The 26,222-nt window shown below is 46.3% G+C and carries 26 protein-coding genes and 1 pseudogene; 19 read left to right on the forward strand and 8 right to left on the reverse strand.

Annotation, left to right across the window (positions count from 1 at the left end; translation table 11 throughout):
• The 4 genes and pseudogenes from L5M37_RS19525 to L5M37_RS19540 all read left to right on the forward strand — a co-directional run.
• Positions 1 to 1,324 (forward strand): annotated as a pseudogene (locus L5M37_RS19525) (hypothetical protein); the annotation flags it as partial.
• Positions 1,325 to 1,410: 86 nt separating this feature from the next.
• A complete protein-coding gene (locus tag L5M37_RS19530) occupies positions 1,411 to 2,217 on the forward strand; it encodes a hypothetical protein (RefSeq protein WP_263201675.1) in 807 nt (268 codons plus the stop codon).
• A gap of 62 nt (positions 2,218 to 2,279) precedes the next feature.
• Positions 2,280 to 2,612 (forward strand): hypothetical protein, encoded by a 333-nt coding sequence (locus L5M37_RS19535; protein WP_088213178.1) that lies wholly within the window; start codon positions 2,280 to 2,282, stop codon positions 2,610 to 2,612.
• A 45-nt stretch (positions 2,613 to 2,657) separates the two neighbouring features.
• Positions 2,658 to 2,981 carry a hypothetical protein gene (locus L5M37_RS19540; protein ID WP_088213179.1) on the forward strand — a complete coding sequence of 108 codons (324 nt, stop codon included), beginning with the start codon at positions 2,658 to 2,660 and terminating at the stop codon, positions 2,979 to 2,981.
• A 343-nt stretch (positions 2,982 to 3,324) separates the two neighbouring features.
• Here the strand turns inward: L5M37_RS19540 and L5M37_RS19545 are convergent, their stop codons facing one another.
• Together L5M37_RS19545 and L5M37_RS19550 are read right to left on the reverse strand one after the other, a co-directional pair.
• Positions 3,325 to 3,936: a hypothetical protein gene (locus L5M37_RS19545; protein ID WP_218737387.1), complete on the reverse strand. Its 612-nt coding sequence runs from the start codon at positions 3,934 to 3,936 to the stop codon at positions 3,325 to 3,327.
• Between the two features lie 243 nt (positions 3,937 to 4,179).
• The gene (locus L5M37_RS19550; protein WP_088213021.1) at positions 4,180 to 4,959 is read right to left on the reverse strand and encodes a hypothetical protein; all 780 of its coding nucleotides are present in this window, start codon (positions 4,957 to 4,959) and stop codon (positions 4,180 to 4,182) included.
• Between the two features lie 733 nt (positions 4,960 to 5,692).
• Here L5M37_RS19550 and L5M37_RS19555 point away from each other — a divergent pair.
• Positions 5,693 to 5,941: a hypothetical protein gene (locus tag L5M37_RS19555; RefSeq protein WP_263170070.1), complete on the forward strand. Its 249-nt coding sequence runs from the start codon at positions 5,693 to 5,695 to the stop codon at positions 5,939 to 5,941.
• 75 nt (positions 5,942 to 6,016) lie between these two features.
• Here the strand turns inward: L5M37_RS19555 and L5M37_RS19560 are convergent, their stop codons facing one another.
• Complete coding sequence (locus L5M37_RS19560; protein ID WP_007645345.1) at positions 6,017 to 7,072, reverse strand: DNA-binding protein; 1,056 nt, start codon at positions 7,070 to 7,072, stop codon at positions 6,017 to 6,019.
• Between the two features lie 205 nt (positions 7,073 to 7,277).
• Here L5M37_RS19560 and L5M37_RS19565 point away from each other — a divergent pair, with 205 nt between their 5' ends.
• The 13 genes from L5M37_RS19565 to L5M37_RS19625 all read left to right on the forward strand — a co-directional run bounded on the left by L5M37_RS19565 (position 7,278) and on the right by L5M37_RS19625 (position 21,484).
• Positions 7,278 to 8,285 (forward strand): site-specific integrase, encoded by a 1,008-nt coding sequence (locus tag L5M37_RS19565; protein WP_011711679.1) that lies wholly within the window; start codon positions 7,278 to 7,280, stop codon positions 8,283 to 8,285.
• A 157-nt stretch (positions 8,286 to 8,442) separates the two neighbouring features.
• Complete coding sequence (locus L5M37_RS19570; protein WP_011711678.1) at positions 8,443 to 9,381, forward strand: chromate resistance protein ChrB domain-containing protein; 939 nt, start codon at positions 8,443 to 8,445, stop codon at positions 9,379 to 9,381.
• Positions 9,374 to 10,741, forward strand: coding sequence for a chromate efflux transporter (gene chrA, locus L5M37_RS19575; protein ID WP_007645338.1), 1,368 nt, complete (start codon positions 9,374 to 9,376; stop codon positions 10,739 to 10,741). Before L5M37_RS19570 ends, chrA begins: the two co-directional genes overlap by 8 nt.
• Before the next feature lie 53 nt (positions 10,742 to 10,794).
• Positions 10,795 to 11,544: a superoxide dismutase gene (locus tag L5M37_RS19580; protein ID WP_263170072.1), complete on the forward strand. Its 750-nt coding sequence runs from the start codon at positions 10,795 to 10,797 to the stop codon at positions 11,542 to 11,544.
• Positions 11,545 to 11,744: 200 nt separating this feature from the next.
• Positions 11,745 to 14,732, forward strand: a complete 2,988-nt coding sequence (locus tag L5M37_RS19585) for a Tn3 family transposase (RefSeq protein WP_011711676.1) — start codon at positions 11,745 to 11,747, stop codon at positions 14,730 to 14,732.
• 71 nt (positions 14,733 to 14,803) lie between these two features.
• The gene (locus L5M37_RS19590; protein WP_263170074.1) at positions 14,804 to 16,306 is read left to right on the forward strand and encodes a DUF4942 domain-containing protein; all 1,503 of its coding nucleotides are present in this window, start codon (positions 14,804 to 14,806) and stop codon (positions 16,304 to 16,306) included.
• A 97-nt stretch (positions 16,307 to 16,403) separates the two neighbouring features.
• The gene (locus tag L5M37_RS19595; RefSeq protein ID WP_263201676.1) at positions 16,404 to 16,577 is read left to right on the forward strand and encodes a hypothetical protein; all 174 of its coding nucleotides are present in this window, start codon (positions 16,404 to 16,406) and stop codon (positions 16,575 to 16,577) included.
• Between the two features lie 200 nt (positions 16,578 to 16,777).
• Positions 16,778 to 17,185: a DUF6884 domain-containing protein gene (locus tag L5M37_RS19600; protein WP_259560945.1), complete on the forward strand. Its 408-nt coding sequence runs from the start codon at positions 16,778 to 16,780 to the stop codon at positions 17,183 to 17,185.
• 503 nt (positions 17,186 to 17,688) lie between these two features.
• Complete coding sequence (locus L5M37_RS19605; RefSeq protein WP_259560947.1) at positions 17,689 to 18,366, forward strand: hypothetical protein; 678 nt, start codon at positions 17,689 to 17,691, stop codon at positions 18,364 to 18,366.
• 76 nt (positions 18,367 to 18,442) lie between these two features.
• Positions 18,443 to 19,027 carry a hypothetical protein gene (locus L5M37_RS19610; protein WP_259484411.1) on the forward strand — a complete coding sequence of 195 codons (585 nt, stop codon included), beginning with the start codon at positions 18,443 to 18,445 and terminating at the stop codon, positions 19,025 to 19,027.
• A gap of 406 nt (positions 19,028 to 19,433) precedes the next feature.
• Positions 19,434 to 20,120 carry a tyrosine-type recombinase/integrase gene (locus L5M37_RS19615; RefSeq protein ID WP_263201677.1) on the forward strand — a complete coding sequence of 229 codons (687 nt, stop codon included), beginning with the start codon at positions 19,434 to 19,436 and terminating at the stop codon, positions 20,118 to 20,120.
• Positions 20,121 to 20,207: 87 nt separating this feature from the next.
• On the forward strand, positions 20,208 to 20,444 hold the full coding sequence (locus L5M37_RS19620; protein ID WP_263201678.1) for a YebY family protein: 237 nt from the start codon (positions 20,208 to 20,210) through the stop codon (positions 20,442 to 20,444).
• 134 nt (positions 20,445 to 20,578) lie between these two features.
• Positions 20,579 to 21,484: a hypothetical protein gene (locus L5M37_RS19625; RefSeq protein ID WP_263170080.1), complete on the forward strand. Its 906-nt coding sequence runs from the start codon at positions 20,579 to 20,581 to the stop codon at positions 21,482 to 21,484.
• Positions 21,485 to 21,493: 9 nt separating this feature from the next.
• On the opposite strand, the gene L5M37_RS19630 is transcribed toward L5M37_RS19625, so the two are convergent.
• The 5 genes from L5M37_RS19630 to L5M37_RS19650 all read right to left on the reverse strand — a co-directional run bounded on the left by L5M37_RS19630 (position 21,494) and on the right by L5M37_RS19650 (position 24,696).
• Positions 21,494 to 21,763: a hypothetical protein gene (locus L5M37_RS19630; protein ID WP_263170082.1), complete on the reverse strand. Its 270-nt coding sequence runs from the start codon at positions 21,761 to 21,763 to the stop codon at positions 21,494 to 21,496.
• Positions 21,764 to 21,777: 14 nt separating this feature from the next.
• Positions 21,778 to 22,221: a hypothetical protein gene (locus L5M37_RS19635; protein WP_263170084.1), complete on the reverse strand. Its 444-nt coding sequence runs from the start codon at positions 22,219 to 22,221 to the stop codon at positions 21,778 to 21,780.
• A gap of 465 nt (positions 22,222 to 22,686) precedes the next feature.
• Positions 22,687 to 23,097, reverse strand: a complete 411-nt coding sequence (locus L5M37_RS19640) for a hypothetical protein (RefSeq protein WP_263149226.1) — start codon at positions 23,095 to 23,097, stop codon at positions 22,687 to 22,689.
• Between the two features lie 29 nt (positions 23,098 to 23,126).
• On the reverse strand, positions 23,127 to 23,729 hold the full coding sequence (locus tag L5M37_RS19645) for a DUF2913 family protein (RefSeq protein ID WP_263176859.1): 603 nt from the start codon (positions 23,727 to 23,729) through the stop codon (positions 23,127 to 23,129).
• Between the two features lie 91 nt (positions 23,730 to 23,820).
• Entirely contained in the window at positions 23,821 to 24,696 is an 876-nt protein-coding gene (locus tag L5M37_RS19650) for a DNA replication terminus site-binding protein (RefSeq protein ID WP_263149230.1), read from the reverse strand.
• 355 nt (positions 24,697 to 25,051) lie between these two features.
• Here L5M37_RS19650 and L5M37_RS19655 point away from each other — a divergent pair, with 355 nt between their 5' ends.
• Complete coding sequence (locus L5M37_RS19655) at positions 25,052 to 26,200, forward strand: GIY-YIG nuclease family protein (protein WP_263149232.1); 1,149 nt, start codon at positions 25,052 to 25,054, stop codon at positions 26,198 to 26,200.
• Positions 26,201 to 26,222: the final 22 nt, after the last annotated feature.

The raw sequence follows: 26,222 nt of genomic DNA on the forward strand, positions 1-26,222 counted from the left end.
AACCGATAATTCAGCTACAGGACTTTCAAAATTACCCCGCTGGAATGCGTTAGGCAGTGAAAATGCACTTCGAGTGAGGGATTACCTTTGGCGTTTAAGCAATGATATGGACGCCAGAGCCCTTCATGCTCGAGCTTACGATCCGGTCACTTACAATCGCGTCGCGCTACAGCCAAACACCCTTAAACCCAAGTATTTAGAGAAGATGGTGCGTTACGCCGCCCAGCTGACATTGGATAGCATTCGGATCGCTAAGGAGTTCGCAGAGCTTGTTGCTAACGGTCGAGAAATCGAGCATGAAGGGTATCGCGACATCGCCAACGACCCTAATATCCCACCTAAGACCAAGCGATTATTTTTGGAAATGTACCGCGAGTGGGCTCAAGACCCAAAGAGCTTGAATTACCTATTTGACGAAGCACAAAGCCTGCTATTATCTTTTCGCTGGAGCATTGACGGTATCGGGGCCGCGCCATTCCGTCCTTACGCAATTTTCAAGCAATTAGAATCTGGCCAAGGCTGGATTCCTTACCCCAAACTCAACTCTGAAATGGACGATACCAGAACTCAGGTAAATCAAACCTTACCCGAGGCGGTAATGATGCCMATCCTCAAATCTGAGGTTGCAGAGGATTTTGCAAAACATCCGGTTAACCTGTTGGAYTTGTGGACGCGGCCGCATGATATGTCAGACGTTTACGACGAAGACCGTAACTGCACCATCTCGCGCTTTGCTCAGCATAATGGCGATATCGTGGTGGAGTATGCGATTAATTTTGAGTTCGTGCCGGAAGGTCAGAAAACCACTTTGTCCAAYGTCAAAGAATGCTGGTTATTGACTAAGGCAGGCCTTAATCAATACCGATTTGCCTATSGCGCCGAAGGGATAAGCGTTAAGGTRAATGGCCGGACGGTCAACGAGGTAGCCAAAGCATTGCTGCTACCGTCAATTCAGCAGCAGATAGATAGCAGRGTTYGTGGTGTGCWGAATACRTTGTGTGAGCAATACGGCCCAGAAGACCATCACACCGGCTGCGAAAATCTCTGTAAGGCGTTTACGGACTCATTATCTAGTGCGCTTGGTGGAAAACAACGACAATCGCTGAATATTCCGTATCTGCAAAGCATTAGTCTACTGACAGGCTACAGGCCGGAAGCTCGTAAGACCGAAAGCGCAAACCAGTTCTCCCGCCGTGTCGTTAAAATCAGCAAACAGGGTATTGAGAAGGGCAATTCTAGGATGGTGTTTTACAAACCAAAATTGGACTGCAGATTACATGAGGCACACCAACAGACTTCTTCTTTGTTAGTGAAACCTTGTTAGCTGAAGGCGTGATCACCATTAAAACGAGCTATTGGGGCCAGCTGCAAGCCATTTTAAAGCGCACACAGATATTTCAGCAGCTCGGAATGTTCAGCTTTCAGTCTATGCCTTACATCGATGTTGCGAACCATCCCCGCGCCATCGATATGACCCAGCATCGCAGGGATAAGACAGAAATCCTTAATATCATTAGAGCGGAGCGAAATGCCCAGCGCCACGGGGTTAAAACCGCCCTAACCAACGATGACACAGTAGAGCGCCTAGGACTTAATATCGAGCGCGTTATTCAGGAAGCAGGTTGGGCAGTAAGGGAAATGATAGATGGTCTTAATAGCCATTTACTCCATATAAGATTTGATACCTCAGACGTAGGGGTAACCCAGAAAGCTGGAGTGTCTAAATTGTGGCTGGCACTGATGTTCGGCGGCGTGACCCAGATTGATGATTTACTGAAACAGCTGCTATCGCCTGCTCAGCTAGTTCAACTCAAAGAGCATCCGAGCGACTACCTCAATGTCAGCAGACTCATGGCCAAGTCGTTGAATTTGATTGTCGCTGAAATTAACCGAGCAACCCATGATTGGAGCGACGCTATATCAACGCTCAAACAGCAATTATGTAAAGGCTTAACGCGGGAAGAGTACAAGGTCGCCGTCGGCTCCCTGGTGCCAGCCGACGTGTACGACCAATCCATTTTGGAGTGGTGGAAGCCAAACCCTGACAACTTCAAATTGTTGCTGGGAAAAGCGTTAGAAACAATGGAAGAGAACTTGAGCTTTATTGAGTCACTTAACCAATCGTTACAACGAGTACTGCGCCTAGCAATGCCGCAGGCAGCTAACAAGATGACTCTGGGGGCACGCTTGGCGGCATTGAAGCAGAAGGCAGCGTAAGGCAAAATTTGCGTGATTTGGACTTGGTGAGATCCTGTATTTAATTAAACAGGAGCCTTGCCATGCCCAGATTCGATTTTAAAGACCCTCTCAATCCACGTTTGGCGGAAAAGCCGCAAGTATGGCAAACGCCCTTTATCCGGCTAGCGAACCGCATCCCTCCAAGTTACCGCATCCACTTTGTAGGCGTGACTGTAGATCACCGCTTAGGCTACACCGGAAGGCGCCAATTTCACTCGCTGGCTCAGGCTCTCACTTGGGCCGAATCAATGTATGGCGATTCGTGGTCGAATAAACGCTTTACTCAGGCGTTGGATTTAGACGCGCTATTGGACTGCACCAGTCGCCCAATACCCGATAAAATTAAAAATATCCTCAAAGCCCTATTCAATTAATTCAGGGACTTGCTATGCTGGATTAACAACAGCTTAGGGGGTGAAATGGTAGAAAAGACGTTAGGCACTCTGTCTATTTTGATGATTGTTCTAGCAGTTTATGCAATGGCGGATCTAAATTGGTCGGCAATGGCGTACCCATTAGCGATATTGGGTATGATTTACACTTTCAAAAACTCCATTAAAGGTAAAGAAAATCACCCCAAGGTTAAAAACGGTTTAGCCTTAATACTGCTAGGGATGGTTTTGCCGATAGCTTTCCTTTTGATAACGCATGAATTGGCGCCTTTCGGTCTCATAATAACGATGATAATGATAATTGTCGGGGCGATTAATATTATTAAGGCTATTACTGAGACTTCTGATTAAAGCTAACCAACTAACCGTTTAAATACAGCAATCAATAACAGGGATATTAGATAAACTCTTTGTTTAAGGGGCTGCTTGCCCCTTAACGTCAATTATTCATATCAGGCATTAAAATAGTGAACAAAATCACCTGCCAATTCCTCTGTCGGTGTGTCAATTGCAATTCAGATACTCGTACTAATATCCAGTTTAATATGCACTTGTTTGTAAGCGCCTAACGAAATTATGAATGTCTCGTATGGGACATATACACGTTGCTTAGCTTCCATTTGCTTTGTTGCAAACCAATCTATGAACAACGAATGACGCAAGTAACCAATTTACTTTGATACATATTTTTTCCCTAACAATCACTTGAAGGCGTATAGGCTAGCGTACCGCTTAACGTTATCTTATCCTGCCAATAACTTTCTTTGCAGTCACGGATCATTGCGTTAGTTCCATTCATTCCAGCAATGTAACGCAACTTAAGGGCAGTATTAAAATCAACAAGAACTCCCGATAGATGTTTGCATGATTTATCGAAAAATTGCTTTTCATATATTTCCAATTCTGGCGGTAGTAACTCAATCGGCAACCCTAATGAGGTTTTTCCATTATTGCCTCTATCGGGGTTAATTGTTGTATCTTCAAACTTAACAGCATATTTCACCATCTCACTCGGCTCAAAATAAATATCCAATTTATTCAGATCAAACGGTGGATGCTGGTTTTGGTAATCCTCATATTTCGACAACTCCCCCCACTCAGAAATACTATCCAATTTATTCAGAACAAGCTTTGGCTTACGTGTTTTGTTAACCACAAAGCGGATAAAGAATCCCAGACCCACTGCTAACGAAAGCTGAATGAGTGTTTCAAAACTTAATGTAGGTAGCTCACCTAGCCCTATGATCAGCATCGTGATAAGAGCACCTAGCAACATCAAAAGTGTATCTTCTATAAATTTTTTCATAATTTTTCTCGTACTCAGCTTCGTATGATAATTTTCAACCAATTTTGCAGTTGGTTAAATTGCACTATTGACGCTTCAAACAAATGCAAACCCTAAACGTTTACAATTCTCTATGAATGTTGTCCAGAAAAGTCAAGATCCTCCTTATTTGGGACTAGAAATTTAAATCGGTCATCAAAATCATCCCCATCTCCATTAATATACATTGCTGTCATACTTTGCCAAGGTGATACGAATTTCGACTCAAACCCAATCTATCTCTAAATAATGTGGTAAGCATAAATTATCAATATCAACACCTAATTCACGGAAAAGATTTTGGAACGGTTCTACTCCGATACTATTTGTGCTGAAATTCGAAAAATCTTTGAACGCATAATTTTCAAATCGCTCTAACAACTCTATATCTCGAATACGTTTTTCGCGTGAGTGTAATACCCACTCAACCATTAAATCGAAATGTTCTTCATTATATAGAGCAGCAATATCAGACCATCTTATCGCTGATATTCTCCCAGACTCAATAAGATCACTAAGTAGGCAGCAAATCATGTAAATTCTATTTTTTGCTTTGTTATTATAGGCTTGGTCGCTTGCTAGATAAATGAAAAGATATGATAAACCGTCACATAAGTCATATTTATTTCGAAAGCGTAAATACTCAACATGTTCTACGCCTTTCAATAGTGAAATAAGCGTAGGGCGCCATTCTAAATCATTTGTATACCAAGGCTTCGACATTTGTTCTATGGCGTATAACATGCTAGAAGTTAAATTTGGAATATGCTGTGATATAACTTTGAATGCTCTTTGATTGTTATAATTCCAATCATTTTCAACCAGCATTCTAGCTCTAAAATCGTTCTGACCAAGCAAATAATTTAGGGTGTTATTATTATCAAACCCAAGAATTTGTGCGTAAATATCAGCAGCAACTCTGCCGCTAACAATTTTTTCTCCGACAGTATAATTAATTGCTTGAGAAAGAAATTTTCTGCGTACTTTTAATATATTTTGATGCATGAATACATACTCCATAATAATTGGATTTAACTGACGCGCCACTCACGTCAGTCAATGCATGTATGCATGATTAGACGTTATTTAACACTACAGCTTTTGTCCGCGTGGCATGGAAATGGTTGCTGAATCCCAGTGCTAAGATGCCAAAATAAATAGTTACGGTCAATAGTTCTTGACGATGTTCCTTATAATTAAGCATTTTTCTGTTCCGTCACTGATTTATTACTTTTTTATTAGATTCGTCTTTTCAATACAGCTAAAAGACAATAAGCGCTCTCTGTTTCATGATGTGGGATCTGAAGCTCAGCAATCGATTCCAGTACACCCGCGGAGTCAATGCTTGCCCCTGCCCGTCTGTTTTTACTCGCGTCCGATAATTACAGTTATCGGACACGAGTACCCACCAGCCGAAAACCATATTAGTGTGATGTCATTATACTAAACAATACTGAAGGGTTTGCGTGGCGTTGGTGCCATGATGCATTAGTGTGGTGTCACTATATTAAACTGGGTGGGATGGATGATTTTGCGCTCGCTTTGCCGAGTATAACCCCATTTGACTCGGACCTTGTATGTTTGTCAGGCGTTAACCGTGATTTTTCATGATTGATTAGTGCGTGGGACACACTAAACCATAAATATTTAGTATGGTGACACTATATTAATGTCAAAATTTGCGTGATTTTTAAAGCGTGAGATAGTTTGAACATCGAAACTTAAGAGGGTGTTCCAAATGTCTCATTCCGTCATGTTAGCCGAACAAGGTGAGTTAAACTTTTCAACCGCACAACGTGTAAGGCACTTGAAGGCGGAAGAGCAGGATTTTGAGTGGTATCCTTCGTCTGAGCATATCATTGATGTAGTTCGACGCGACTTGGTTGAGTCTAAGTTCTTAGAGTCTTACAACAGAGAGTCATCCTTGCTTGATATTGGCGCCGGAGATGGCCGAGTTTTAAGCGCCCTTAAGAGGTCCGGCCGGTAAAAGCGTTGGAATTAGCCACTTTGCAAATAAGACATTGATTCATTTAGCTTTTCTGACAAAGGCTGGATAAAATCCTTACCGAGATAGCGAATCCTGAAGCTGCTTAAACTGTCCCTGAATCACCGCTTTTTCCTGAAGAATCAACCTGTTCTCATCGGACAGAGCTTCCACTCTATTCTGAGAGACTATCAGATCCGTTTTAGTGGCCTCCAATGCTTGGGATAGTACGGCCACTTGCTTATCGGCATCTGCTTTCTGGCTGGTAAGTGCGGCAATATTATCCGCCAGTTGTTCACTTTTATGTTGCTGCTCCCGGCTTTTTGCCGAGGCGTCGTTAAGTCGATGCTCCAAGTTCTCGATATCGACCACTTGTCTATCCAAGGTGCTTTTGTTCATCGCATTGGCCTGTTCGAGCTCATGCGTTTGTCGTTGTAAGTGCGCATTAGTGTCTATCAGTTCGGACGCGCTTGACTCGGCTTGGATGAGCCGGTGTTGCAGGTCTTGAATCTGGTCTTTCAGGCCCTGGTTAACCACGTGGAATTGCTCGCGTTCCTGCTGCCGATCTTCGGCGGTGCGTTGCTGGTAGTGTTCAAAGTGATCACGAATATCCTTATTTTCCTGCTTGAGTTCTGCAACGCTTTCCTTTAATTCAGCAGTTCGTGAAAGGGCTTCGTCGCGTTGAGCCTCTGCCGTTGCTAGCTTAATGCGTACATCTTCCAGGGACTTGCTTTGCAGGGCTTTTGCTTCGGTAATTTGCGATAGCTGGGCGTTCAGATCCTGTTGGCGGTCGGTAAGCTGCGCGATGCTGTTACGGGCCTCAGTCAATTCTTTCCGGAGTTGATCATTCGATGCCTTGAATTCGTCGCGGGATTGCGCGATGCGCTGGTCGGCCATCTGCTGAACCCGTTCATGTAAGGCTTTTACTACCTCGACGAGATCATTCGGCAACCCGCTCACATCGACCACCTCCCCATTATCTGACCGCCAGCGCTTGAGTAGTGGTGCAATGGTGCTTTTGCTGCCGGTTCCCAAATGCTCGCGGACACGATCTACGGTAGGCTCCTGGTTCTGGATTTTGATAGCCTCTGCGGCTTTCGAGACATCGTAGTAAGTGATTCCGGCGCGAGCCATGACAGTTTCCCTCGGTGATTATTTAGTAACGTATTACATAGCACGTAATATAACATAATATATTGACTTTTATGCAGCCAATAAAAATTAAATAGTAACCTTCGATAATGAATGTTATCGTGGGTTATGAGTGAGAAATGAAAAATTGATGTTTGTAACACCAGTACATTGGTGCCTTCCAGCGACCCACAGAAAAGGGATAACCATGGATAACTACACACCCAAACTCACATCGGATTCGCCATTACGTAGTGAGCAATCAGTTTTGCCGTCGCTGGCAGAATCCGACTCACTGCGCCACTATCTGCAAGCGGCGACCTCCAATAACACGCGAACAGCCTACCGTTCAGCGATTCGGCAGTTCGAAAAATGGGGCGGGCGGTTGCCCACGGATCGGGATACCCTGGTGCGTTACCTGGTGGCCAAGGCCGATGTGCTGAATAGCCGGACTCTCGCCCTTCACCTCACGGCCGTTAGCCAATGGCACCACTACCAAGGGTTGACTGACCCGGTTCGTGATCCGCTGGTATGTAAAACCATGGAGGGCATTCGCCGCACCCATGGACAGCCCAAGCGCAAGGCCAAGGCGTTGCGCTTGGAGCACATCGCCCAACTAGTAAATTACTTGCGGCACTTACCGGACAACAAAAAGAAATACCGGGATATTGCCTTGGTACTCACCGGGTTCTTCGGCGCCTTGCGTCGCAGTGAGCTGGTTGCTCTTCAGGTCAATGATCTGGTTTGGGAGCCGGAGGGGCTGCTCATCCGGTTGCCGCGCTCCAAGACCGACCAGCAAGGCATGGGTTTAATGCGAGCTTTACCTTACGGAAAGGCCGCTTGTTGTCCGGCTACCGCCGTGAAAACTTGGTTAGATGCAGCGGGCATCACCAGCGGTCCGGTGTTTCGTCCCACCAACCGCTGGGATCACATTCAGGAAAAAGCGCTGGCTCCAGGTGCGGTCAATGCTTTGCTCAAAACGCTGGGGCAAGCCTGTGAGTTTGATTTTGTGCCTGAACTCAGTAGCCACAGTTTCCGTAGAGGGTTATCCACATCGGCAGCGCGTGAGCGAGTGGATTTTGAGTTGATCAAGAAACAAGGCGGCTGGAAGAGCGATGCCACCGTCTGGGAGTATATCGAGGAAGGCCAGCAGCTCAGCAATAATGCGTCAATTATCTTAATGGAGAAGATGGCAACCCTGATGGATGCTGAATGATTCGGTCAACATTCGGGGCAGAATCAATGTATCGGGCCAAACCCAAATACCAAAGCTGGTAATGTTACCGCCACGATCATGGATCATTCTGGCCGCTGTACACCATCGATAAAATATTGTAGACTTTCCTACCTTTGTGTAACTAAATCTACAATATATGAAATGGGTATTACTGATCTTATCCCTGCCCACCCAAAACGCGACAGTGCGTATGCGGGTATGGCGAACCCTCAAGTCCTCCGGTGCAGCAGTATTGCGTGACGGCGTTTATCTGCTTCCCCATCGACCAGAACATCAGCAATTGTTCGATGGCTTGCTGCAAGAAGTAGAGGCAAGTGAAGGCTCAGCCTATGTGCTCCTGGTCGATACCGAAGATGCTGGCCAATTCAGCGGCCTGTTTGATCGTCAGGATGATTACGCCCATCTTTTACACGAGCTGCCCCCAATAAAAGAATTGGCCAGTAGTTCCCTGCAAGAAGCAACCAGACAGCTGCGTAAACTGCGCAAAAACTTCACCGCTATCGCCGCAACGGATTTTTTCCCCGGTGAAGCGCAGGCACAAACCCAGCAGGCGCTGCAACAGCTTGAACTTCAGCTCAATCGCCAGTTATCGCCCAACGAACCCCATGAGCACACCGGTGAAATCCCACGGTTGGATATCAGCCTCTATCGCGGGCGGTTATGGGCAACCCGTCAACGTCCCTGGGTGGATCGCCTTGCCTGTGCCTGGCTAATCCGCCGTTTTATCGATCCGGAGGCTCGCTTTGTGTGGTTGCAAGCACCGAAGGATTGTCCCGCCGATGCGCTGGGCTTTGATTTTGACGGAGCCAGTTTCACTCACCTGAATGGCAAGGTCACTTTTGAGGTTCTGCTTGACAGTTTTAGGCTCGATCACCCCGGCTTAACGCGCTTGGGGGCCTTGGTGCATTTTCTGGACGTAGGGGGTATCCAGCCCAGTGAAGCCAGTGGGCTGGAGCAAATCCTGTGGGGATTGCGCAACAGTATTCATGACGACGATCAACTCATCGCCACGGCTAATGGTGTCTTCGATGCCTTACTGGCTGCTTTTACAAATAAGGAAACACACCATGAGTAACACCACCGAATTAATAGCTCACCAGCCGGTTGAAGCGCCTGCGCCGGTCAGTTTTTGGGAAGCCTTCCGTTTCTGGTTAAAGCTCGGGTTTGTCAGCTTTGGTGGCCCGGCAGGCCAAATAGCCATCATGCACCAGGAGCTGGTGGAGCGCCGGCGCTGGATCAGCGAAAAACGGTTTTTGCATGCGCTCAATTACTGCATGGTGTTGCCTGGTCCGGAGGCGCAACAACTTGCCACTTACATTGGCTGGTTAATGCATCGTACCTGGGGCGGTATAGTGGCGGGTGTGCTGTTTTTGTTGCCATCACTCTTCATTTTGATTGGACTCTCGTGGGTATATATCGCTTACGGCGACGTAAGTTGGGTAGCCGGTTTGTTCTACGGTATCAAACCGGCGGTGACTGCCATCGTCGTGCATGCCGCCCATCGCATTGGTTCACGCGCGTTGAAAAATAATGTGATGTGGGCGATTGCTGCCGCCGCGTTTGTGGCCATTTTTGCACTCAATATCCCATTCCCTTACATCGTGATTGCAGCGGCACTGATTGGTTATTTGGGTGGGCGGTTTCTACCTGACTACTTCAACAGCGGCGGTGGCCATGGCAAGGCTGATAAATCCTTCGGCACCGCGTTATTCGATGATCACACACCCACGCCCGCGCACGCCATGTTCCGCTGGTCGCGTTTCAGCATGATCTTGATCTCCGGTGCATTACTCTGGGCTGTTCCGCTGTTTGCACTTTGGAGTTATTTCGGTTGGGATCACACACTGACACAAATGGCCTGGTTCTTTACCAAAGCGGCACTACTCACTTTCGGTGGTGCCTATGCGGTATTGCCCTATGTTTATCAGGGTGCGGTCGGCCACTATGGTTGGCTCACGCCCACGCAAATGATCGATGGCCTCGCGCTCGGTGAAACCACACCAGGGCCGCTGATTATGGTGGTGGCCTTTGTCGGTTTTATTGGGGGATATGTACAAGCCGTATTTGGCACCGACATGGTATTTCTCGCGGGCGCAGTAGCCGCCACCATTGTCACCTGGTTTACCTTCTTGCCCTCGTTTATTTTTATTTTTGCGGGTGCCCCCTTTATTGAAACGACGCACAATGATTTGAAATTCACTGCGCCACTCACGGCCATCACGGCGGCGGTGGTAGGTGTGATCTTGAATCTCGCCCTGTTTTTCTGTTACCACATTTTGTGGCCAGAAGGCTTTGATGGGCGGTTTGAATGGATATCAGCGGTAATTGCTGTTGCAGCGGGTATCGCATTATTTCGTTACAAAATGAATGTGATGAAGGTGATTGGCATGTCGGCGCTTGTTGGGCTTGCGGTGTCGTTAATGGGGATTAATTAAGTCATCTTTCGATCTGCTCGAACTCATTGCTTACACTTAACGGAGGAAAACCAATGAATGATTTTAACCAAAACAAACGTGATTTCCTGGCTACCAGTGCGACCGCTGCCGCAGGGTTGCTTATTGCATCGGCATCAAATGTTAGCACAGCTGAATCGTCGTCTCAGGCAGCACCTAAAGGAGCAAATTGGATGATCACCGAAATAAAACCAAAACCTTTATCCTTCAATGCCGCAAAATTAAAAGGCCTTTCTGCCAATTTGATCGAGTCGCATTGGACTAACAATTACAGCGGTTCGGTAAAAACATTGAATGCGGTGAATGATCAGTTGAGTCAGGCACTCGCAAACCCCGACACGCCAGCGTTTCTCTACAATGATCTCAAGCGGGAGCATTTGATTCGCACAGGCTCGGTCATTTTGCACGAATTATATTTTGATAACCTGGGCGGTAATGGCAAAGCCGATGGTGAATTACGCTCAGCTTTCGCCAAACAATTTGGTACTTTTGATCGCTGGGAAACCGAATTCCGCAAAATCGCTCAAGGCTTGGGCGGTGGTTCCGGGTGGGTTGTTCTGGGGTATAACACGCATTTCAATAAGCTGGAAAATTATTGGATGGGTGATCACGCACATTTCCCGGTAGGCACAGTTCCGTTGTTGGTCATGGATATGTATGAACATTCTTATCACATGGACTTTGGCGCGGCTGCCGGTAAATATATTGATGCTTTTTTCAATAATATTAATTGGGATGAGGTTGCTCATCGGCTCCAAGCCACTCACACGAAGACAACATCCTAAAAACGCTATTGGTATGCCTTCTCTTAGGGGGCATACCATTCGCTTCGGCGCAACCAATCAAGGACACGGACGTTATTGATCCGGCGCTGAGTGACGTGTGACTAAATTAAGAGAAAACCAAATGGCGACCAGAAACCTGCAACTAGCCCACCTGCGAAAACTGTCCCAACTGAAACTGCCATTAACAAAGTAGCGGATCGATGGCGGCCATTTACCAGACAGCCTATCCGCGGATCAAGTCAGATATCACGCATGTCGAGTTAGGGGATGTCTACACACCGACACCGGAAGAGCAGCAGTTTGCTGTGAAACATTGCAAACGGGCGAGCACTTCCTTTCTGGGATTACTAATCCAGTTAAAGACGACCCAACGATTAGGCAGATTTGTCACATTGGGTGAAATTCCAAACGTCATCATCGCACACATCAAAAGCCAGTGTCGTTCAAGAGCATCATTCAAGGATCTTCAAACCTATTACGTGTCAGGGGCAAAGGATCGTCATGTAAAACTGATTCGACGTTATCTCGATATAAAACCCTACGATGCAGCCAAGACCTCCGGATTAACAAAGAGTTGGGCGCAAGAGGCGGCAACAACTAAAGAAGCCCTGCCGGATATCATCAATGTCACGTTGGAATACTTGGTCAAGGAGCGATACGAGTTGCCAGCGTTCAGCGTGCTTGAGCGAATCTGCCAAACAGCCAGAGCGGAAGTCAACACCCGGTATTACGGTCAACTGTGTGAATTTTTGACGGCTGAAAGTCGCCAGTGCATCACGGATATTCTCCGTTCCAGCACCGGGCCGAATGGTTTTGGCTGGAGCACGCTGAAAAATGAACCGAAACGCCCAACTCCTCGCAATATCCATGCGTACATCCACTACCTGGAATGGCTGACCTCCCTGCAAACACTACTGCCTGCGGATTTGGGGTTGCCACCGGTGAAACACCAGCAGTTTATCGACGAGGCCAAGGCCCTGGATTACGCCGAATTGATGAAGCTAAAGCTGAACAAGCGACTCGCTCTGGTCATCGTTTTAATCCGACACCAATACGCACGAACTCTGGATAATGCCGCCGATATTTTTATCAAACTGCTGTTAAAAATGGATCGCTCGGCGCAGAAACTGTTGGAGAAATACCTTGCAGACCATCAAAAGCAAACTGATCATTTGATTTCTGTGCTGACTGGAACGGTCAAGGTTTATTTGGATAAACCCGAATCGGTGTCAGCTTTTGATCCTGTCCTAGGAAAGAACAGCGATCAGTTGCTGCAAATGTGTGAACACTACATGGCGTTCGCGGGTAACAACTACTTGCCGTTCATGGTTCAACTCTACAAAAAGCAGCGATCAACGTTGTTTCGCACGATTGAAATACTCAATCTGGCTTCGTCCACGGAAGACAAGGATCTGCTGAATGCATTTCAATTTATTTTGAAATACAAACAACGGCGCGCCGAGTTCCTGTCCATTCAAAGTGATCCAAACGATCCATCCTCCAAAAATGTCATCAACATTCGCTGGATTCGCGAAAGCTGGTGGAAACTGGTCACAGGAAAATCGACTAAATCAGCGCAAGTCACCGAGGTCAATAAAACCTGTTTTGAGCTGTGTGTGTTTGAACGGATCGCCGAAGAACTGAGTACCGGTGACTTGTTCATTCCCTACAGTGAAACCTTCGATGATTACCGGGAGCAAATGATCACCTGGGAAGAATACGAGGCGCAGCTGCCTACCTATTGCGAGGAGGTAGGACTTATCGCCGGTGATACTGAATTTGCAAGAACACTGAAGGAGTCCATGGAGGCGAGCTGCCAGAAAGCTGATAGCCAATTTCCAGAGGATGAACTGGTCCGTATAGAAAACGGGAACCTGATTATCGGTAAACCAAAACCGGATCAACCTTCGCCAGAGGTCGAAGAAATTGGAGCGCTCTTGCGCGATCGCTTGGACAAGATCAACCTGCTCGATGTAATCATTAATGTCGAAAAATGGTTGAACTTGAACAAACATTTTGGCCCGTTGTCGGGTTTCGAGTCACGTATCAGCGACCCGGTGTTACGTTTTGTTCTGACGGTGTTTTGTTACGGCACCAATATTGGCCCTACCGAAACCGTGCGATCCGTGCAGGGTGTGTCGCGCAAGCAAGTTGCATGGCTTAACTTAAAGCGCACTACGGAAGCCCGTCTCGATAAAGCGATTGCTAAGATCAACAGCGAGTACAAGAAATACCGGCTCATTGAGTGTTGGGGTTCGGGCAACAGTGTGTCCGCTGATGGCAAGCTCTGGGATCTCTACGAAGATAATTTACTATCGGAATACCATATTCGTTACGGCAGCTATGGCGGCATTGCCTATTACCACGTCTCAGATACCTACATTGCGTTGTTCAGCCGGTTTATCCCCTGTGGTGTCTACGAGGCGATTTATATCCTGGACGGTCTGCTCAACGACGAATCAGATTTTAATCCAGACACCGTTCACGGGGATACGCAGGCGCAATCAACACCGGTATTTGGCCTGGCGTACCTACTGGGCATCAAGCTCATGCCGCGTATCCGAAATATCAAAGATCTCAGCTTCTACAAGCCTGACCGCGCTATGGTGCTTAAGCATATTCAGTCCTTGTTCAAAGAGCCTATCAAGTGGGACCTTATTGAAAAGCACTATGCGGATATGATGCGAACAGCTATGTCCGTTAAAGCAGGAAAAATTACCGCCTCGACAATCCTGCGCCGGTTCGGCACCAAGAACCGGAAAAACAAGCTGTATTTTGCGTTCCGCGAACTCGGGCGAGTGGTCAGAACTATGTTCCTTTTGGAATACATCACCGATGTTGATCTACGCAAAACGATCCAGGCAGCGACCTGTAAGAGTGAGGAGTTCAACGAGTTTGCACGTTGGTTGTTTTTTGCGAATGCCGGAAAAATTCCCGCTAACCTAAAGCATGAGCAAAGCAAAATCGTGAAATACAATCATTTGCTGGCGAACTTCACAATCCTATACAACGTGAACGCGATGACGGAAGTGTTTAACCAGTTGAAGTCGGAGGGCCACAATATCACCCGCGACCTCATGGCCGCATTCTCGCCGTACCATACCGAGCACTTGGGCAGATTGGGAAGCTTTGAGCTGGATTTGACCAAGCAGGTTAAACCAATGTCATTTGAGTTGCTGGTTGATTAAATCTTTATTATTCAGTTAGTTATACTCGAAGTGGCTAATTCCAACACTTTTACCGGCCGGACCTCCTTAACATGCCACTTGAAGATCGTCGCGGCGAAATGAGCCCACCATTTTACAACCTGTACGCCATTGAAAAGAGCCTAGTCCATTGCAGCCAGCTCGATAAAAAAGTGCTGGTTATTGGCACTGACTTTAATCAACAAACCCTTGTTGATAAGCCAGTTGGCGTCATTTTCTGTAACCCTCCTTATTCTGCCTTTGAGCAATGGGCAACCCGCGTCATCACTGAGGCTAATGCCGAGGTGTGCTATCTGGTATTGCCACAGCGTTGGTCTGGCAGTCGAGATATTGAAAACGCGATTAAAGTACGTGAAGCCGAAGCTGAGGTCATTGGCACATTCGATTTCCAAAATGATTGTGATCGCGAAACCCGTCATTCAGTGCCGGTTGACATTATTCGGGTGAATTTAGGGTATAAAAACCATCGTCAATGCAAGGTAGACCCCTTCAAAGCGTTCTTTGACGCTAACTTTGACCTAGATTTGGCTGAAAGTGATTATTCTGCAAAATTCAGAGGGCCATCCGATTCTACTCAACAAAAGCTCAATGAATTGGTGCCAGGTGGTGACATGGTTAAGGCTATGCAATCGCTTTACGATCACCAGATGGCCAAGCTAATGGGTACTTATTCCGCACTCGCTGAAATTGACCCTGATTTACTGAGAGAACTGGAAGTATCTAAATCTTCGGTTCTGGAAAGTCTCAAGCTCAAAATCAAGAGCCTCAAGAGTCTGTTTTGGAAGGAATTATTCTCTAAATTTGATGCGCTGACTTCTCGCCTGACATCATCTAATCGCAAAGCGTTACTAGAGCTATTGGAGCGTCATGTAAGCGTCGATTTCACTGCCGAAAACGCCTATGCGATAGCTCAATGGGCAATAAAACATGCTGATGCTCTTCAAGATGATCAGTTCAAGGATTTCTACCTATCTATGTGCCAAGCGGCAAACGTGGTGAATTATGTTTCGAACCAACGCACCTTCAAATACGACGGCTGGCGATATCGTGAGCTGGTCAAGAATGGTCACATCTCCCATTTCAAATTGGACTACCGCTGTGTAATGGAAAATGTAGGCGGCATCGTTAATGGTTACGACTATAACAGCTATTACAACCAATGCGGTCTGTCTTGTCGTGCAATCGAATTTATCACTGATTTGGTCACCATCGCTGGTAATCTTGGTTTCGATACACGCGGCACACCAAAGGCTTATGAGTTCAAATGGGCCAGCAACAAAGCCCACGATTTTAGATACATACAATCTAACGGCTCTAGCGAGGTACTGTTCTCAGTTCGTGCGTACCTTAACGGTAACCTACATATTAAGATGAACCCTAAGTTGGCGCTAAAGTTAAATGTAGTGGCTGGTAAGTTGTTTGGCTGGGTTCGTAGCGCAGAAGAAGCGGCGGATGAAATGGAGGTTCCAGCATCTCAGGTCGTGGAAGTTACTGAAATGTTTGGCCATTCGTTATCGTTAACGCATAACTATCAAAACCTTTTGATGGCGGCTTAATCCCTCCTATTCAGACGGCGCAAAGTACAATTTTTGCGCCGTTTTGCATTTGTGAGATCCTTTACTCAGATAAGAAATTCAGTTGTTAGAGGTGACTATGTTTGCTGCATATTTGGTTATAGGTGTGTTTGGGTTCGTCGCGGGCCTAATTGTTTTGCTCAACAAAGGTAACCCATTACCTGCGGCAATTCCTCGTGCAGCACCGCTTAATATCATCCCAAGTACGATCCCATGTGTGGCTAATCAATACCAATATGGATGTGATGATTAGGCTGGTTTTAATCGTAGAACGGGCGCTTACCATGATTATCTTATCAATCCAGCTACAGGGTTGCTTACGCTGAACGGCGCTTTGGATGTGGCAGGTAATCCTTTAGGAGCTGACTTGACTCATTCAGGCATCGATAGCGGTCACGACTTTGATCATGACTTTGGTATGAATCATTTGGGGAGTGATTTTTAATAGAATTATTGTGGACTACTCAAGCGGTTGCAGGCCAATTCTATGCGTTACAGCAAGAGCTGGTTTCGTTGAAGCCGACGCTAATTTTGCTCTGTAGTGAGAAGAAGCTGCCCCACCACGCCCTCGCCTTTGATTTTTACCAAGGCACGGGGTATCTGAGTATCGTGAAGCAATGGTCACAAGTAGAGTTATCGCAGGTTTTTAACCTATTTTTCCTTAGCGCCAAGCATGGGTTAATCCACGCATCGGAGCTGATTGAGCCCTACGAACAGGTAATGACTGATGAACGGGTATCGACGTTAGGCGCTAACAAAGTTCTGGTTAGCAAAGCCCAGCGCCATATCCAATCCATGAACTACGATGCCCTCTATACCTCATGCTACCAAAACGGTATCAAAAGGCCTTTTCTGAGTTAGCTGATCAAGCAACTGGCAGATTTAGCCAAATCGTCCCAGCTACAGGCGGGATATTAAGTCAGCGTGGCCAGTTAAAGAGGCTTCTCGTAAATGAAATTGATTTAGCTAGGCAGCGCTCAAGATTGCTCCAAACGGTTGTGAGGACGTTTACCGATTCTCCCCCAATGCAAGAACTGCATCATGTCGTTAGCGTTGGGGGTTGGGTGCGCCCTTGACTTGCTGGTGCGTGTCAGGATGCCACATTTGCCGAGCCATGCGAGATTGCGTTTATAGAGTGCTCACCCTCCGGCTGCGTCGCTTTCTGGGATACAAACGGCAAGCAATGGAGCAGGTATAGCATTAGCGCGGGGATTAAACGGTTTGGCCTTAGCGGTGAAGCAATGCCCGTTACGGCATGATTGAAGCAAGTTTGTAATATTAAAATCCTGTAGAATTTACTCAAAATTTGCCAGAAATTGAACCTATGCAATGATGATCTTACATTAATAACTGAGAGAAATAAGATGCAAATTAGCCCAAGTATTTACCTTGACCAAGCGACCAGTTTGTTAGCTCCCCTGCCGTTCCTAGAGGACAACGGCGACGCGGATAGCTACTATCAGGAATACAGCTTTTACGTCGATACGCCTAACCCGCTGGTTAAACTGGAACTCGCAGTCATGGTCAATGCCGAGGTGCTGACCGATAGCGACCATGCCCCCATCGTGTTCACCTACGGCATTAACCTTGGCCAAGGTAACGGTATTGAGGATGGTGCCAATTTCTACGTCGAGGACATCGAGGCTATCAAGTCTGGCGACTTCGAACCGATTAACTCGGTTGAATTAGCTCTTCTTCAAGGGGCCATCCCTATGCTGAATAAGATTGTTAGTGCCTTGCAAAGCAATCCACTGGTCTGGAAGGTGGTGAGCCAACAGCTATCAAAAATCGTCTCTGGCATCATCACCCGCCCATCAAGCCCGAATGAACCAGATTTTTTGACAGGGGCACTTGTTGAATGTGATCTCCAAATTCAGGACTTAGATGGCACACAAATAACTATAGTACCTGCGCCGCAAGGAGGATGGACTCATGACAGCCTTGAAGCGCTGGACTGTGATGCATTGGCAGGTGGTCAAGCATGGAATGCGTATCTACTTTACGGTGTATTACCTCAATGGGTAGGCAGCTCAGAAATCTAACTAAACTTGTTTGATTTAGTTAGTGTGTGTCTTTATACTAAAAACATAATTATTAGTGTAGAGACGCCATACTAAAATGAATGACACTACCTCCCCACTCAAATCTGACTCATTAGGCCCAGCTTGGACGTATCACGCCCTCCCCTCTGACGTCAGTTCGCGACCCAAGGGACGCACATTAAGACTGTTAGCGGCAAGTGAAGCTGCAAGCCCACAAGTACGTGATTTACTCTCGCGCATGATCGGTAACACTTACAACCAGATAGAGAAAACCGAGTGGTTTACTTCGCAGTTCTTAAATGGCACTCCGACCCTCACTGTGACATTCCGTCAGTTAATGCGAGAAACCGAACCCACCAAATCCAAGCCGTTACCACAGGAAACCGCGCTGCATTCATTGAATGTCTGTCTTAATTCCATTTTCTCGGATTCAGGTTGGAAGCTGGTACGTCGGCGCATCTCTCAAATCGAGCGGCTTCAAAAAACGACTCGACCTGTGATCAGCAAGACCCAATACGACAAGCTAGTTCTTTTCAAGGATACGATTGGCGCCAAATCCGTGGATGCTGCGATTGATGAATTACTGAGTTTTTACAAGGACGAACACCCCGCTTTTTCAGCAGACAGGGAGGCATTAGGTGAGCTTGTTAACCACGAATAATCACAGCGTTGCACTGTCCTACGGCGAACCTCCGTCAACGCTTAACGATTCGTTAAAAGACAGCTATCAGCGCTCTACTGACGAGCTACAGGCGCTATTGTCAAAGCCTCTGGCTCACTTAACCGATGCAGACAAGCTCCGCATTCGGGAGATTACTCAGGCAAAACTCAAGCACTTTCTTGAGAATGGCCACCGTACCCGCAGGGCTAATACATGGCGAGCACTAATGAGCCGGTGGGCTAAGTTTGAAAGTTGGTGTCTTACAAATAACCTTACCCCGTTGCCTGCGAGCCCCGAGGTAGTGGCCACATTTATTGAGTACCACCAGGCGTCGTCATACACTACCTTATCTCAATATGCTTGGGCGATTAACAGTTTCCATGTGGAGTGTGGTTTGCTGTCCCCTGTGAGCAGTAAGACCGTGCAAGACAAGCAGAATGAAATCAGAATAGTAAAGCTCGAGTCAGGCGGCTTAGCGCAAGAGCAGGCAACGCCTTTTAGACTTCATCACCTGCAGATGCTCATAGAATCGTATGGCGAAAGTGAGAGGTTATTAGACAAGCGCAATTTGGCGTTGCTGAACATCGCCTATGAATCGTTGCTTCGTGAATCCGAGCTGCTTCGGATCAAAGTGGGCCATCTCAAGTCCACCTTTGAAGGCGATTATGTGTTGTCAGTGCCTTACACCAAAACCAATGACTCGGGTGAAGAAGAGGTTGTGAACATTACGCCGCTAGGCTTCAAATTGATTCAGCGGTACATCCAAGGTGCTGGGCTGACTAAGGAAGACTACTTGTTTCAGCCGATTGGCCGGAGCAATAAAGTCTCGGTTCAAGCCAAGCCGATGAACACCCGTACAGTGGACCGAGTATTTCTGTGGGCATTCGAGAGCTTAGCAATCGACCTTCATTCTGCTTGGTCTGGGCATAGTGCCAGGATTGGCGCCGCACAGGACTTACTTGCCGCAGGCTATTCGATAGCCCAAATCCAAGAGAACGGCCGTTGGAAAAGCCCAATGATGGTATTGCGGTACGGCAAAGACATTAAGGCAAAGGAAAGTGCGATGGCCAAGATGTTGGCAGAAAGACGGTAGTCTGATTCTACCTGCATTTCTATATGAACCTGACAATTATTGACTTAATATCAGTAAGTTAAACAATTTAAAACAGGGAAGTGAACTGTGAAGAAAGCGATTATTATCTCACTACTTGCATTGAGCCCAACTTTAAACGCTAAAGAAATTCATCAAAGTAGTTATGGGGAAAGTTGGCCGTTTACTGTCGAAAGCGGAGAACTTGGCTGCTACGAACAGGCCGTGTTTTTTATCGCAAATGATAAAGAATATGCGGTAAACGGTGTTGCCCAAAGCAAGGGTTATGATGCTATTGAGCCAATTTGGAAAGAGGATAGTTCTTAATTGGAATACCAAAAGGCAATAGCTAAAAAGGAAAATAAAACTCTTCGACAAGTTCAGGATGAAATGGGTGTATCCCGCGTTAATATCGGACCGATCCTTCAAGAAGGCTTAAAACTTTGTAAGTAGCTTACCTTATGAATCTAATCCCCTTCGGCCTTCGTAATGATGGCGTGTATATAGATGCAGATGACGCAACGCGGGGTAAGTCCTGTGATTGTACTTGCCCATCATGCGGTATTGCCTTAATCGCACGGCAGGGTGACGTTAATGCGTCCCACTTTGCCCATGACTCCAAAGGTGCGAGTAAGGAAGAGATAGAGGCCTGCAAATACTCGTTTTATGTCTCAGTACGCTACATGCTGAAGCAGCTGCTACAGGGGACAGGCTTGTTAATGTTGCCACCTCTCGAGATTGACCATCACGGCCAAAAGCACGTCATTACCAAAAGTTTTCTAATCACGGTGGAACCCAAGAACATAACGCTTGATATTTATGAGCAGGATATTATGTTTGACTTAATCTTTACAGTCTCAGGTCGCAAGCTATGCCTATACATTAGCCATCCTGGTCGCCCTGCGCCGATATATAACAACCTCTCAAGAGATCAGCACACGGCGGTACTAGGACTTGATTTGATTCCTTTCTCAAAGATATTTAATGAGTTTTACAAACTAAAATCAGCTCAAACACTACTGCGCGAATGGCTTGAAACGTCCATTAAGGGCAAGCCTTGGATTTACAATCCAAGGCGCAATGCGTGGTTTGAGCATCAACAGACTAAAGCTCCAGCTGTTCAGGAACAGCAACAAGTTCTGGAACAAACCAAGACTACCCGTGATCGGATTAAAGAGCAGATTGCCAAAATGGACAGGTTGAACGTAGTCGCTATATATCGCTGCGTTTTTTGTCAGTTGGACTTTGAAGGCAGTGCGTTACTCAACTACTGCCCTAAGTGTAATGACCATCTAAGTGTGAAAAGAAAATCGGAGATTGCGGCTCAAGCTCCACATCCACCTAAAGGCAAGTATCGGTATCGATGACTCTATGATTTATTCAAGTAACGTCAACTTATAGTCAAGCGGTGTAAACCAATGCCTACGGCCCGTGTCTAAATTGCGAACAAAATACCAATCTTCCGACTTTAGGTGTGCTGGTAGGGACTCAATCGTGGAGATTTCACCGTCATCCACCAGCACTTTCTCTGGCTTTGGAAGTACCTCTAATTGGAGCCGTTTCTCGGGAAATTCCACTAAACTGCCATCAACGTCATCGAAGGATGTAGCTGGAGACACCGCTATATATTTTTGGCCGATTTGCATGTTGCTGCCTCATTTTATTTAAGTGTGTAATGCTGGACTTTGACATTCGGGATCACGATTGAATGGTTGAATGTCTCGGGGTTGAAATGGCGGAGGAAGTAATTGATAGTGACTCGGTGTTTACCACCAACCAAGTAATACTTACCTTCCAGCTTTGCGAGTGTAACGCCTACTTTGGGCCAAAATTGGTCTGTAAAAAAATTTGGGCTATCTTCTAAAATCCCCAAATAATGCCCCATAGAAGTATGGTGGCCATTTAACAGGTTTCCCCAGGAAACCGAAGGAATCATCCCTTGTTCGTGTCCAACAATAAGGTCGTATGGCACCGTTTCATAGGTAATGTGGCCCTTATCGATAACCCAGCCTCTTGCCAATGCTAATTCAGTTAGGTTTACTAAAACCGCATCGCTGAGAGGGGCGGGTTGAAGAGCATTAAGCTCTCTGAGATTTATCTTCAATTTTCATTTCCTTGCAGGTATTGCCAGCGATTAAAGTGGTTCAGGAAGGAAAGCACCAATGCTTCCGCGGCTTTTACGTCTGTAAATACCTGACATTTCTATAGGTTTTCCATATTCTACGGGTGTTTGGTTCATCATAAGGCTTAACATCCCAGTATTTCGGAGTCTCAACGTTGAGCTCTGCGGGTATGAGTCAGCCAATTTTATTCGCGATAATCATTGGCTTAGTCCATGCAATTTTTTGGTCAGCATCAACTGTAGAATTTCCAAGTCATTCAGCGCATCAACAACATCACGCTTCGACAGGTTCCCCCACTGTTCCCTAACCCATTTCGACGTAGAGGGGTCGTTCAGGACTCGTTGATTAAACAGCTCGCTCGCGTTAAGGGCTCTGTTTGGCAGGATAAAAGGATTCATAGAGTTACGTCCAATGCAGTACACGGATGGACAATATCACTCGCTATATTAATTGTGAATGTCTTCCGGCATTGCTTTGTTGAGGATATACAAGAAAATCGCAGCCGAAGTGCAGGTGATAACTACGGTTCCAATGCCATAAATAAATAACGAAATTAACGTGCTACCAAGAAACACGTTCTGAATAACCATCGCCGGAAATGTATTGGTATTATCCATTTTAGTAGTGACCAGTAATGTGGCCAGCGCCAGAAATGCAGGGGTGTTAAACTCAACAAGCCCTGTATCACTTAGCCTATACAACCCAGCCGCCATCAAAGCGATAGCGGCACCAGACCGAAGTAGAGGTATTGCGTGATTATGTCGATAAGGGAATATCATCCACAACGCCCAAAAGAAGCCTAAGCCGGATAAGTTGCGTACAACATCATGTAAGGTGAGAGAGGGTAATTGAATCATACCGAGAGTTCCTTTCAGCTATTTGAGCACTATTGAGCATCCAACCAATGAGCGCTATCGATGATAAATAAGTTGGCAGTGTTGTTTGTTAACACCTTACATTCAATCAATTGATAATCTGAGTTAAACACCTTCTTAAGTGCAATTAAATTGTCCTCTGAAGTGTAGCGATAGTTAATTATCATCGGAGCAATTTGTTGGCCGTCTTCATTAAAGCAATTTTCAATCTCTAAGCGATTAAAGCGGATCTCACAGACATTGTGGTCCACTGTTACTGGTTGCTCGCTGGTTCGGAATTGAATCGGCGTTTCGATAACCTCAATCGTAGTAACTAACCATTCAGCCAACGCCATCATCCTATCGTATTTCACGCTGGAGCTATTGATTACTGATAGCATTTGATTGATGCAGGCCTCCATATCCTGCCCTTTGCGACCAAGCTGGATAACACGCTTAATATGACTCTTGATTTCACGATATGACTTGTCATCCACAAAAGGCTTTAACCTTTTTATCAGGATCTCATTGCGGCGTTGCATTGGCACAAATCGGTCTGACTCAGCACAAGTCATATACAAGTGCATCTGCGATGTGTGAAAGACGGATTTAAGCTGCTCTTCGTAACTGTTCATTCATAAGCCTTCAAATTACATTGCTTTACGCACTGTATTACGTCATGGGAATTACGCAAAAATTGACCTAATTACTCTCCGTTTGCGGTCTTTAATTCCTTGCTTCATAGCTGGAGCCATTAAAGGAGCCCAGTGGCGTAGCTGCTTGCTTATCGGCACGAGTACCGCGCTTAACTGAAGCGTCAAACGTAGTGAGTGGCTTGATCTCTAACGGCTCACTTTGCAATACAATAAGCGGCATCGTAGCGGTAACCGTTTTCACCTTCCCGTTAATCATGAGATTGGCCACGGGCTGCGGCTGAATATCCCGACGCGCCCGAATCATCGCTTCGGGGGTGTTCAAGATGTTCTGCTTTAACAGCAATAGCTGACTTGGGCATTCATCGCCAAGGCGCTTAATATCCGCGTTCAGTTGCTGTAGCAATTTGTCTTTATCGACCTTCGACACCACATCCTTGCATAACCAGCTGAGCCGCGCCGAGGTCATGGGTTCGTCAAAGCATCGGATTTGGCGATAGAGATGTAACGCCATGACACCAGGGCAAACCTCTCGTAGTTTCTCAAATCTGTCTGCACGGGCGCTGTACTTGGTGGTGATTTCCTTCTCGATGGCCGCTTTAGCCAAGTTAATCCGGGCAATGACATCCATAACTTTGTGAGTGACTAACGGCGATGTGGAGTACCAAAGCACCCCAGGCGTTCTACGAGCTGAGCGCTGCGAGTAATCAGGATGAATGTGTAAATCACCGTAAGCGAGTTTGGCTTTCGTTACTGCTGCAAGACCCAGTGTTTCGCGTACCGAAATCACCGTCACCGGCTCGCGCACTTTCTCAGCCGATTTTATGACGGGCGGTACAGGTGTCACGCTGGCACGGATAGGGGTATTCGAATCAAGCAGGTGATTGAGCTCCCGCAATGAGGATTGGATCACTTCATAGCTATCCGATATTATACACAAAGCTATCACCTTAAAGTATTTTTGTTGTTGTCTTACTGTAACCTTATTTAGACCATCATGCAATGATGTGGGCTAACAAAGATAGGTGTACACCCCTACCTCTTGAGTATCTGGATAGATAATTAATAGTGCTCAATAAAGTGGCGATGGCCATATTTGAGAAAGTGGAAGAGAAATTTAGATAATCTTAGTGACGACAAGATTATGGCAGATTTTGCAAATAATCGACTTTAGCCATTGAATTGAGATTAGAATACCCTAGCCGCCCTGATGACCTGATGACCTGACCGGTTGATATAACTTACGTTCTTCCCCATACTTATTTGAGCTACATTTATTCGACATTTAACAGGGTCAATTAAGTATGACTTCCAATGCCTTTTTAACACTCGGAAAAGCCACAGACGGAGAGTTAATCGCTATCGATGTGGTAAATAGTGGTAAAACCGACCTCTCCTGCCCCTTTTGTGCCGTGCCGTTGATCGCCGCAAAGGGGCTAGTCAATATTCATCACTTTCGACATGACGGCGAAACCTGCCATGAGTCACTGCAACAGCTGCCACAAATACCAGGCTGGGATCACTTTCACCTTTGCGCGCCTGATTTCCTTGTTAATGTCTTACAGAATTACGCCGAAGCCCATCCTGGGGAAGTATTTTGGTATGAACCTAAGCATGTTCGTGATCTGTTAAAGCACAATCTTATTGAGACCGACAGTTACACGGGTAAATATCGACTGACCGATGCCGCGTTAATCATCACCGGCCAACTATCGCTGAGTAAATTCAGCAACTGGTTTCGCCGCCAACTCACAGCCCGGATACATAGAAAATCGCAGTTAGTGGCTAACAACGAACTACATCGAGCACACTTTGAGATTGAGGCTTGGCGCCAACAGCAGCTGATGATGGCTACCACCTATTTATTTGAGTTAACCCTAGACAGTGGTGAAGTCATTTATAAGGTGGGCCGGACACGTCGTGAAGTGAACGTAAGGTTAGCTGAAGTCATGTCAGAGATGAAAGCCCACTTTAACCAGGACATCTCCACCAAAGTATTGCGGTTAATCCCTTACGGCGGTTATCTGGAGCAGTATGTATTGTATCGATACCGGCTATCAAAGAGAGAGATAGGAAAGCATCAAGAATATCTGAGCCTCGATGCGTCAGCATTGAAGCAGCTTAAGGCCGCATTCACACGCGTAGCCAATGACTTAGCCCCCTTCGATAAGGACGAGCGCTTTATTGCCACAGGGCGTTGGCGTTACGAACCCAAGCGATTAGATGCTGTGCGTAAAGGGATTCGCCAGACGATTCAAAGCGGCAGCAGTTTTGGGCGCCCCAAGGGAACCATCAAAGTCGGTGGCGAGGAATGGCGCAAGCAGTATCAATATGTGATTGATCTGTTGGAGGCAGGCAATCTCACTCAAGAGAAAATCGCCAGATTAACACTCAATAGCACCTCGACGGTGAAGCGAGTTAAACAAGTTATATCCAAGGAAACGCCAGAATAAGCGCGTCAGAGTTTAACGGAAT

It is taken from the genome of Shewanella sp. SM69, assembly GCF_025653985.1.
GTDB classification, from domain to species: domain Bacteria; phylum Pseudomonadota; class Gammaproteobacteria; order Enterobacterales; family Shewanellaceae; genus Shewanella; species Shewanella oncorhynchi.

Excerpts from the sequence above, each read along its gene's own strand:
- L5M37_RS19530 (WP_263201675.1), top strand. The coding sequence starts at position 1,411 with ATGTTCAGCTTTCAGTCTATGCCTTACATCGATGTTGCGAACCATCCC.
- L5M37_RS19535 (WP_088213178.1), top strand. The coding sequence starts at position 2,280 with ATGCCCAGATTCGATTTTAAAGACCCTCTCAATCCACGTTTGGCGGAA.
- L5M37_RS19540 (WP_088213179.1), top strand. The coding sequence starts at position 2,658 with ATGGTAGAAAAGACGTTAGGCACTCTGTCTATTTTGATGATTGTTCTA.
- L5M37_RS19545 (WP_218737387.1), bottom strand. The coding sequence starts at position 3,936 with ATGAAAAAATTTATAGAAGATACACTTTTGATGTTGCTAGGTGCTCTT.
- L5M37_RS19550 (WP_088213021.1), bottom strand. The coding sequence starts at position 4,959 with ATGCATCAAAATATATTAAAAGTACGCAGAAAATTTCTTTCTCAAGCA.
- L5M37_RS19555 (WP_263170070.1), top strand. The coding sequence starts at position 5,693 with ATGTCTCATTCCGTCATGTTAGCCGAACAAGGTGAGTTAAACTTTTCA.
- L5M37_RS19560 (WP_007645345.1), bottom strand. The coding sequence starts at position 7,072 with ATGGCTCGCGCCGGAATCACTTACTACGATGTCTCGAAAGCCGCAGAG.
- L5M37_RS19565 (WP_011711679.1), top strand. The coding sequence starts at position 7,278 with ATGGATAACTACACACCCAAACTCACATCGGATTCGCCATTACGTAGT.
- L5M37_RS19570 (WP_011711678.1), top strand. The coding sequence starts at position 8,443 with ATGAAATGGGTATTACTGATCTTATCCCTGCCCACCCAAAACGCGACA.
- chrA (WP_007645338.1), top strand. The coding sequence starts at position 9,374 with ATGAGTAACACCACCGAATTAATAGCTCACCAGCCGGTTGAAGCGCCT.
- L5M37_RS19580 (WP_263170072.1), top strand. The coding sequence starts at position 10,795 with ATGAATGATTTTAACCAAAACAAACGTGATTTCCTGGCTACCAGTGCG.
- L5M37_RS19585 (WP_011711676.1), top strand. The coding sequence starts at position 11,745 with ATGGCGGCCATTTACCAGACAGCCTATCCGCGGATCAAGTCAGATATC.
- L5M37_RS19590 (WP_263170074.1), top strand. The coding sequence starts at position 14,804 with ATGCCACTTGAAGATCGTCGCGGCGAAATGAGCCCACCATTTTACAAC.
- L5M37_RS19595 (WP_263201676.1), top strand. The coding sequence starts at position 16,404 with ATGTTTGCTGCATATTTGGTTATAGGTGTGTTTGGGTTCGTCGCGGGC.
- L5M37_RS19605 (WP_259560947.1), top strand. The coding sequence starts at position 17,689 with ATGCAAATTAGCCCAAGTATTTACCTTGACCAAGCGACCAGTTTGTTA.
- L5M37_RS19610 (WP_259484411.1), top strand. The coding sequence starts at position 18,443 with ATGAATGACACTACCTCCCCACTCAAATCTGACTCATTAGGCCCAGCT.
- L5M37_RS19625 (WP_263170080.1), top strand. The coding sequence starts at position 20,579 with ATGAATCTAATCCCCTTCGGCCTTCGTAATGATGGCGTGTATATAGAT.
- L5M37_RS19630 (WP_263170082.1), bottom strand. The coding sequence starts at position 21,763 with ATGCAAATCGGCCAAAAATATATAGCGGTGTCTCCAGCTACATCCTTC.
- L5M37_RS19640 (WP_263149226.1), bottom strand. The coding sequence starts at position 23,097 with ATGATTCAATTACCCTCTCTCACCTTACATGATGTTGTACGCAACTTA.
- L5M37_RS19645 (WP_263176859.1), bottom strand. The coding sequence starts at position 23,729 with ATGAACAGTTACGAAGAGCAGCTTAAATCCGTCTTTCACACATCGCAG.
- L5M37_RS19655 (WP_263149232.1), top strand. The coding sequence starts at position 25,052 with ATGACTTCCAATGCCTTTTTAACACTCGGAAAAGCCACAGACGGAGAG.